General features: G+C 73.6%; 5 protein-coding genes. 2 read left to right on the top strand and 3 right to left on the bottom strand.

Translation table 11 applies throughout. The annotated features are described in order from the left end of the window. Window positions 1–59 precede the first annotated feature (59 nt). Both ABZ806_RS15800 and ABZ806_RS15805 read left to right on the top strand, forming a co-directional pair. Complete coding sequence (locus ABZ806_RS15800) at window positions 60–575, top strand: pyridoxamine 5'-phosphate oxidase family protein (protein WP_500217996.1); 516 nt, start codon at window positions 60–62, stop codon at window positions 573–575. Between the two features lie 138 nt (window positions 576–713). Then, window positions 714–3,344, top strand: a complete 2,631-nt coding sequence (locus ABZ806_RS15805) for a helix-turn-helix transcriptional regulator (protein WP_500217997.1) — start codon at window positions 714–716, stop codon at window positions 3,342–3,344. Here the strand turns inward: ABZ806_RS15805 and ABZ806_RS15810 are convergent. Genes ABZ806_RS15810 through ABZ806_RS15820 form a run of 3 tightly spaced genes read right to left on the bottom strand, consistent with a single transcriptional unit; the run spans window position 3,331 to window position 7,603 of the window. Further along, window positions 3,331–5,532, bottom strand: a complete 2,202-nt coding sequence (locus ABZ806_RS15810) for a peptidase domain-containing ABC transporter (protein ID WP_500217998.1) — start codon at window positions 5,530–5,532, stop codon at window positions 3,331–3,333. The genes ABZ806_RS15805 and ABZ806_RS15810 overlap by 14 nt on opposite strands. After that, window positions 5,517–6,602, bottom strand: a complete 1,086-nt coding sequence (locus ABZ806_RS15815; protein ID WP_500217999.1) for a TIGR04500 family putative peptide maturation system protein — start codon at window positions 6,600–6,602, stop codon at window positions 5,517–5,519. Before ABZ806_RS15815 ends, ABZ806_RS15810 begins: the two co-directional genes overlap by 16 nt. Beyond that, the gene (locus tag ABZ806_RS15820; protein ID WP_500218000.1) at window positions 6,599–7,603 is read right to left on the bottom strand and encodes an MvdC/MvdD family ATP grasp protein; all 1,005 of its coding nucleotides are present in this window, start codon (window positions 7,601–7,603) and stop codon (window positions 6,599–6,601) included. Before ABZ806_RS15820 ends, ABZ806_RS15815 begins: the two co-directional genes overlap by 4 nt. Between the last annotated feature and the right edge of the window lie 157 nt (window positions 7,604–7,760).

Raw genomic sequence — 7,760 nt, forward strand, 5'->3', positions numbered from 1 at the left:
CACCGGTCGGCGCCGTGGGTCGGCGTGGCCCGAGACCTACTGATGGGAAAGGACCGCACATGCGTGAAACACGAGAAGACCTCGAAGAGCTGCAGGCCCTGCTGGACGACTCGCTGTCCCGCTCCTCCGCGCACCTCCGCTCGATCATCAACACCGAGAGCACACTGTCCGCCGAGCGGCTCACCGGAGTCCTCACCGGCATGTGCACCCTGGCCCTGTCGACCGTGACGGCGAAGGGCGAACCGCGGATCAGCGGCGTGGACGGGCACTTCCTGCGCGGCAAGTGGCACTTCGGCACGGCGCGCAGCGCCGTCAAGGCCCGCCACCTGGCCGCCCGCCCGGCCGTCAGCGCGGCGCACATGCGCGGCGAGGAACTGGGCGTGTTCACGCACGGCACGGTGGAGATCCTCAACCCCCGGCACGGCGAGCCGGCCGCGGACTGGCCCGACCTGCTCGCCTACCTCAAGGACTTCTACGGCGGCGACTCCTTCGACTGGGACAACGACGTGGTCTACTACCGGCTGCATCCGCAGTGGATGAGCGTCTACGCGGCGGAGCGGCCTGACGCCGGCTGAACTGCCGGAGCCGCAGATCACGGGCTTCGGATACGCTCCATACGCCTGGTCTCGGTGCCGGGAAAGACGTATATGTGAGAAACGGTGGGCGGCGAGCCTTGGGGGGCTTCGCCGACACGACGGACGGCCGATGCCCTGATGCCCGACCTGACAACGACGATCCGCACCCACCACGTCCGGCGCCGGTGGCCGTTGACCGGGCGGGGCCCGGACGTCGAGGCGATCCTCCGGCCGCTCCTCACCGACGGCCAGCACGGGGTGCTGCTCGCCGGCGACACCGGGGTGGGCAAGAGCCGCCTCGTCGAGGCCGTTCTGCACCGTTGCGCCGTCAGCTCGTGCCACACCGCGCGGATCACCTGCACACCGGCGGACCGCGACCTCCCCTTCGAAGCGGTCCGCCAGCTCCTTCCGGAGGCGGACGGCTCGCCGGACGACTCGGCAGAGCTTTTCGGTGCCGTCTCCGCCGCGCTGCTCAAGGCCGCGGCGGGACGCGCGATCGTCATCGCCATCGATGACGCGAGCTGGCTGGACGAGGGGTCGGCGGGGGTCGTCCAGAAGCTGGTCGTCCACACCGGCGCGCGGGTGCTGATGGCCACCCGCACGGATGCGGCCGCGGCGCCACCGGTCGAGGCGCTGCGGCGCTGGGGCCGCTGGTCCCGGATCGACCTCGCCCCGCTCGACCGGCCGCGGACGAAGGACCTGGTCGAGGCGGTCCTCGGGGCTCCGGCGGACGGGCTCACCCTGGACGGGCTGTGGCGGATCACCGGCGGTAACCCGCTCTTCCTGCGCGAGGTGCTCTGCGGTGCCGTGGACAGCGACGCCCTGGTGACGCGGGAGGGCGTCGTGGCCTGGCGCGGCGGCGCGATCGGCGGCGCCCATCTCAGCGACACCGCGGCGGCGGTGCTCGAAGCGCTCTCGCCCGAGGAGCTGGACGCGCTGCGCTACGTGGCCGTCGCCGGCTCGGCCCCGCTGGACGTGATCGAGCGGCTCGTCGCGGTGCCGGTGCTCGAACGGCTGGAGGATCGGCGGCTCGTCCGGCTCGACCAGTCCGCTCGCGTCCCGCTGCTCCGGGTGGCCCACCCGCTGCACGCCCACACGGTCCTCGCCCGCACCGGAGCGTTGCGGATCCGGCGGATCCGCACCGACCTCGCCACCGCGATGACGGCATGCGGGCCGGACGACCGGATCCGCGCGGTGCAGTGGCGGCTGGCCGCCCGGTTGGACGTCCCCGGCGACGAGGTGCTGGCGGCGGCCGACGAGGCCCTGCGCGACCGGGATGTGGCCGTGGCGGAACAGCTGTCCCGCCAGGTCCCCACACCGGCCGGGGCCTGGCGGCTCGGCCGGGTGCTGGTGGCCCGCGGCGAGCACGTCGAGGCGGAGCGGTGGCTGGCCGAGGCGGCCCGGGAGCTGACCGATCCGGCTTCGCTGGCGAACGTGGCGGCCCTCCGGGCGGTCAATTTCTTCTGGGGTTTCCGTGAGCCGCGCCGGGCCTTCGAGGTGATCACCGAAGCCAAGGCCGCGCCGTCGGCGGACGGCTCCGGTGACCTGCTGGCCGCCGAAGCGCTCGTCGCGGTCTTCGACGGCCGGGCCGACGCGGCGAACGAGATGGTCGCCCTCCTGCCGGGCCGTCTCCCGGACGATCCGGTCCTGGCCGGCGCGATCGCGCCCTTGCGGCCTCAGCTGCTGCTCTTCACCGGCCGGCCGGCGCTGGCGATCGCGGAACTGGCCGCGGCCCCGACCGAATTCCCCGGCGCGTGGCCGCTGATGCGGGCGATGACCCAGGCCTGCCACGTCCACGCGCTGGTCATGACCGGTGCGGTGGCACAGGCGGCCGAGACGGTGCAGCGCTACTACCACGACGCGGTCGAGCAAGGTTCGCCCGCCGGGGTGGGCCTGGTCGCACTGGCCGGTGGGATCTGCGCCTACTACCAGGGGCTGCCCGAGCGGGCCGCGACGTGGTTGCGGGAGGCACGGGCGCTGACCGACGGCCATCCGCGGTTCCGGTTCCGGGAGACCGTCCTGGCGCTCAGTGCCGGAATCGCCGCGGAGCTCGGCCTCGTCGACGAGGCCCGCGAGTTCCTGGACCGGCTCGGTGCGGCCGGCGCCGCCCCGTCGGTGGCCGACTACGGCGCCTTCGGCGAGGTGTGGGCGCTGGTGATAGCCGGGGACCGCAGCGGCGCCGGCGCGGTCCTGCGTCGCCGGGGGGCGGAGGCCCTGGCCGTCGGCAACGTGTTGATGGCCACCGAGTTCCTCCATGTCGACATGCGGCTCAACCCCTCCCCGGCGACGGCCGCCCTGCTCCGGCGGATCGCGGAGAGCACCGACGGGGACATGTTCACCCTCCTCGCCGACCACGCCACCGCGCTGGCTCACCGGGATCTTCACGAGATGAACCGCGTCAGCGCCGCCTTCGAGCAGCGCGGATATCGCGGCTTCGCGCTGGAGGCCGCCGCCACCGGCGCGACGTTCAACGGCGGCCGGGAGGTGAACGCGCTGGTCCGCCGCACCCAGCGGCTGCTCGGCGAGCATCGGGGCACGTGGCCGGAGTGGCTGCCCGCGCCGAAGTCCGCGCCGCTGCTGACCCGCCGGGAACAGCAGGTCAGCGAGCTGGCGGCGGGCGGGATGGACAACGCGACGATCGCGCGGACGTTGTCGGTGTCCCCCCGTACGGTCGAGAACCATCTCCAGCGGGCGTACGACAAGCTCGGTATCCGCCGCCGCACGGAACTGGCGGCGGCACTCGCCGAGGACGGCCTCATGGTCCGCTGATCACCGCGTCCCGCTGGCCTCGCTCTTCCCGCTCTTCCCGCTGTTCGCGGACGAGCCGGGCGTAGCGGCCGCCCTGGGAGACGAGGGCGTCGTGGGTGCCGCGTTCCACGATCGTCCCCCGGTCGATGACGACGATGAGGTCGGCGTCCCGGATCGTGGAGAGCCGATGCGCGATCACCACCTGCGTGCAGCCGAGCGCCGTGAGTCCCGCCTGGATCAACGCCTCGGTACGGGCGTCCAGGCTCGACGTCGGCTCGTCGAGCAGCAGAACGCTGGGCTGGTGGACGACGGCGCGGGCCAGCGCGATCCGCTGCCGCTGGCCACCGGAGACCTGTGAGCCGGCCTCGCCGACGGTGGTGTGCAGCCCCATCGGCATGGCCATGACGTCCTCGGTGAGCGCGGCGACCCGTACCGCCGCATGGATCTGCTCGGTGGTGCAGTGGTCCTTCCCGGCGGTGATGTTGTCGGCGATCGTGCCGTCGAAGAGGAACGGCTGCTGGGTGACGATCCCCATCTGCCGGCGCAGCCGCCGGCGGTCGAGCTGCTCCAGCGGCACCCCGTCGTAGCTGATCTGCCCACCGGTGGGTTCGAGCAGGCCGAGCAGGAGCCGGCCGAGGGTGGTCTTGCCGGAGCCGGACGGCCCGACGATCGCGACGCGCTGCCCCGGTTCGATCCGCAGGGTGATGTCGTGCAGGACCGGGCGGGAGGGGTGGTAGCCGAAGTTCGCGCCGCGCACCTCGATGCGGCCGCGCAGGCCGCCGGGCAGCCGCACCCGCCCGGTCGGCGCCGGCGGTGTGTCCATGATGTCGCCCAGGCGCTCCAGGTGGGCGATCGCGGCGTGGAGCTGCTGGACGGTGGTGAGCAGCGATCCCAGCGGGGCCAGCGCGGCACCGGCCAGCGCGGCGAGGGCGAGCAGCTCGCCGAGCTGCGCCGAGGTCGGCAGCTGGTAGGCGACGACGAGCAGCAGCCCGACGGCCAGGCCGGTCTGCGCGGCGGTGGTGAGCGCCTGGACTCCGGCGAGGAACAGGTCGCGGCGCCGAGCGGCCGCGAGCTCGCGGTCGTGGCGGGCCCGCCAGCGGGTGACGGTGGCCTCCTCCGCCCCGCAGGCGATCACCGTTTCCACCCCGCCGAGGCTCTCCACCAGGGTGTTCTGCGTCAGCGCCTGGGCGTTCAGCGAGTCGCGCACGCGCTGGATGCTCGCCCGCCCGGCCAGCAGCGCGATGAGCGCCTGCAGGGCCGCGACGGCGGCGGCGGCGAGCGCGATCGGCGGGGACGCGAACGCCAGCAGCGCCAGGTATCCGAGGCCGGTGAGGCAGTCGATGCCGAACGCGAGGGACCGCTCGGTCACCAGGTCGCGCAGCGTCGAGGCGGTGGACAGCCGGGTGAGCAGGTCGCCGGAGCCGCGCTGGTCGAAGAAGCGGAAGGGCAGGGTGAAGGTGTGCCCGACGAGGCGGCGCATCAGGCGGGCCGCCACGCCGGTCTGCAGCTGGATCAGCAGCACCGACCGCAGCCAGCTCACGACCGTGAAGACCAGCCAGCCGACGGCCGCCGCCGCGGTGAGCGGGAGGAGCATCTCCTGGAGGCTCCCGCCGGTCGTCCCGTCGACCACCACCCGGGTGACGCCCGCCACCAGCAGCGGGAACAGCTGCACCACGAGGGACGCGGCGACCAGGGCGGCGATCAGCGGCCAGTTGCCGAGCACGCCGGTGAGCAGCCGGGCGGCGGTCCGCCAGGTCGAGTCGGAGCCGCGGGGCATCTTCCCGGCGGGTTTCCCGGAGAGCACGACGCCGCTGTAGCCGGCCGTGAACTCGTCGCGGCTCAGCCGGCGCCGGCCCAGGGCCGGGTCGGCGATGCTCACCTTCGTGCCGCGGATGTCCTCGACGACGACGAAATGGTTCTGCCCCCAGTGGGCGATGAGCGGGCCCGGCAGCCGGGTCAGGCCGGACGCCGGCGCGGCGAACGCGCGCAGCTCCAGCCCGAAGTGCCGCCCGGCGCCGATCAGCTCGCGGGCGGACGCGCCGTCCCGGTCCGACGGGAGATGCCGCCGCGCCTCGATGACGGACGTCCGCCGGCCGTGGGCGCTCAGCACCATGGCCAGGCAGGCGGCGGCGCAGTCCCCCGCGGACAGTTGCGTCCGCAACGGTACCCGGCGGCGGGGCCGCAGCCGGCGGATCACAGCCAGTGCCACCGGATCGCCGCCTTCGCCCGCTGCTCGGCGAGCCACTCGGTCAGCGCGGCGTCGCCGGCGCGGGCGAGCGCCGCCGGATCCGCCTCGGTGGCGGCCTCCCGTCCCAGCACGCCGCCGAGAACGGCCTGCCCCGCCTCCGGCACCGGCCCGGCGAACTCTCCCGCCGCGAGGGAGCGCAGCGGTGCGGGCAGGTCCAGCGCCCAGCGCCGGTCCAGGGTGAGCTGGACCTCCCCGGCCTGCCGGGTGTCCCCGGTCCGCCGGCCGAGGGAGATGAGAAGGTCGGTCGGGGTACGCGCCGCCGCGAAGTCGTCCAGCGCCTTCGAGTCCGCCGCCCGCACCCAGACCGCGTCGACCCGGTCGAAGTCGGTCGGGTGGGCGCGCAGGTGGTCGGCCGCGTGCGCGTCCTTGAACTCCCGCCGGAACCGCTCGATGCGGGCGACGAGTTCGATGTGGGCGGTGAACGCCTGCTCGGAGAGACCGACGTCGGCCAGCCATGCGAGGGTGGCCGCCCGGCTGTGCAGGCCGCGGCCGCGGCGGAACGCCTCGGCGGCCGCCGCCAGCTCTTCGGCGGTCGCGGCCACGTCCTCGTCGAACACCTGGTCCCACAGGAGGCAGTAGTCGACGAGCTGCCGGTGCAGGGTGGGATCCCGCCGGTTGAGGGCGCGGATCGTGAACAGCGCGGACGGTACCGAAAGGGATCGCTCGTTCACGCTGAGCAGCCGGTTGGCCGCGAAGTGGGTGGAGTACTCGATCGACCACGGGACCCCGTCCTCGGTCTGCCCGGTGAGGGCGACGTTCCCGCCCTCCGGGTGGGCGAGCACGAGGTCGTAGCCGGTCCGCAGGTCTCCCGGCGGGGCGTCGACGACGAGTTCGGGCCGGCGCCGCGGGTGGGCGGCGGACCAGTCGGCGACCATCCGCCGGGCCTCCCCGACCCGGTCCCGGTGCCGGGGCAGCCGGCGCAGCAACGCCACCGCGCTGACCAGATCGGCGCCGAACTCGGCGTCCGCGCCGAACTCACCGGCGGCTTCGGCGGCTTCGGCGACTGCTGTCGTTACCGATGGGGTGCTCACGGCACTGTCTCCTTGGTCGTGTCCCGGGTCACGGGTTCGTCGGCGGTCAGCCAATCGGTGATCGCGTCGCTGATCGGCAGTCCGGTGAGCGTTTCGATCCAGCCCCACTGCCCGTTCACGTTCACTTCGAGGAAGACGTACTCCCCGTCCTCGCGGCGGATGAGGTCGATGGCCCCGAAGTTCAGCCCGAGCGCGGAGATGAAGTCCAGGCAGCGCCGGGCCACCTCGCCGGGAAGCTCGACGGCGCGGTAGGCGACCGTGTTGTCGTCGTAGCGCCGCCAGTCCTGCGCGGTCAGCCGGGAGGACTGCGAATCGATCTCGGCGGCGAAGACCTGGTCGCCCACCACCGTCACCCGCAGCTCGGCGGCCTTGGCGATGTTGGGTTGGAGGATCACCGGCGCGTGCTGGATCCGGTGCCGGCCGGCCAGGTGGCGCCGCTGCACCTGGGTGGTGTAGATGAGGTGCTGCTCGCCGTACACCCAGAAGTTCTTGTACGTCAGCGACTTGCTGATGAGCTGCCCGCCGGCGCGGTTCCAGGCGGGGATCAGCTCGTCCGGATCGTTGGTGAAGAGGGTCTGCGGCACGGTGAAGCCGAGTTCGGCGGCCTTGGCGAGGTGGACCAGCTTGTTGTCGGACCGCAGCGACTGAGTGGGCTTGGCCGGCATCCAGCGCGCCGGCAGCAGCTCCCAGAATCCGTCGCGGAAGCGGCCGGCGACCAGCTCGGCATGCGCCCGGTAGTCCTCGTCGGTCACCAGGTCGCCGACCTGGATCGGGCTGGGGCGACGATCCCAGACGGCGGTGACCTCCGCCAGGTCGTACGTCCGGCCGCGGTGTTTCAGGATCTGCCGGCAGCCACTGCCGTCGATCTCGACGGTCAGCCGGCTGTGCGCCGGGTACTGGTCCTCGTCCCACCAGAGCACCGGGATTCCGCGCGCCTCCACCTTGGGGCGCACGAAGTCGATGGTGCCGGCGTCGTCGGGACTACTGATGATCAAAAGCATGTGAGCGCTCCAGGGCCACATCGCAAAGGTCGTGGGGGGGCCGGGGGGGGCCCGCCCCGGGGGCGCCCCCCCCCGGGGGGGGGGAGGCAGACCCCGCCCCCCAAAACACCCGGCGGGGCCGGCGCCGCGCCGCGGGGGACGCCGCCCAAGAAGACAC

Source organism: Spirillospora sp. NPDC047418 (genome assembly GCF_040643275.1).
Taxonomy (GTDB): domain Bacteria; phylum Actinomycetota; class Actinomycetes; order Streptosporangiales; family Streptosporangiaceae; genus Spirillospora.

Excerpts from the sequence above, each read along its gene's own strand:
- ABZ806_RS15800 (WP_500217996.1), top strand. The coding sequence starts at position 60 with ATGCGTGAAACACGAGAAGACCTCGAAGAGCTGCAGGCCCTGCTGGAC.
- ABZ806_RS15820 (WP_500218000.1), bottom strand. The coding sequence starts at position 7,603 with ATGCTTTTGATCATCAGTAGTCCCGACGACGCCGGCACCATCGACTTC.
- ABZ806_RS15805 (WP_500217997.1), top strand. The coding sequence starts at position 714 with ATGCCCGACCTGACAACGACGATCCGCACCCACCACGTCCGGCGCCGG.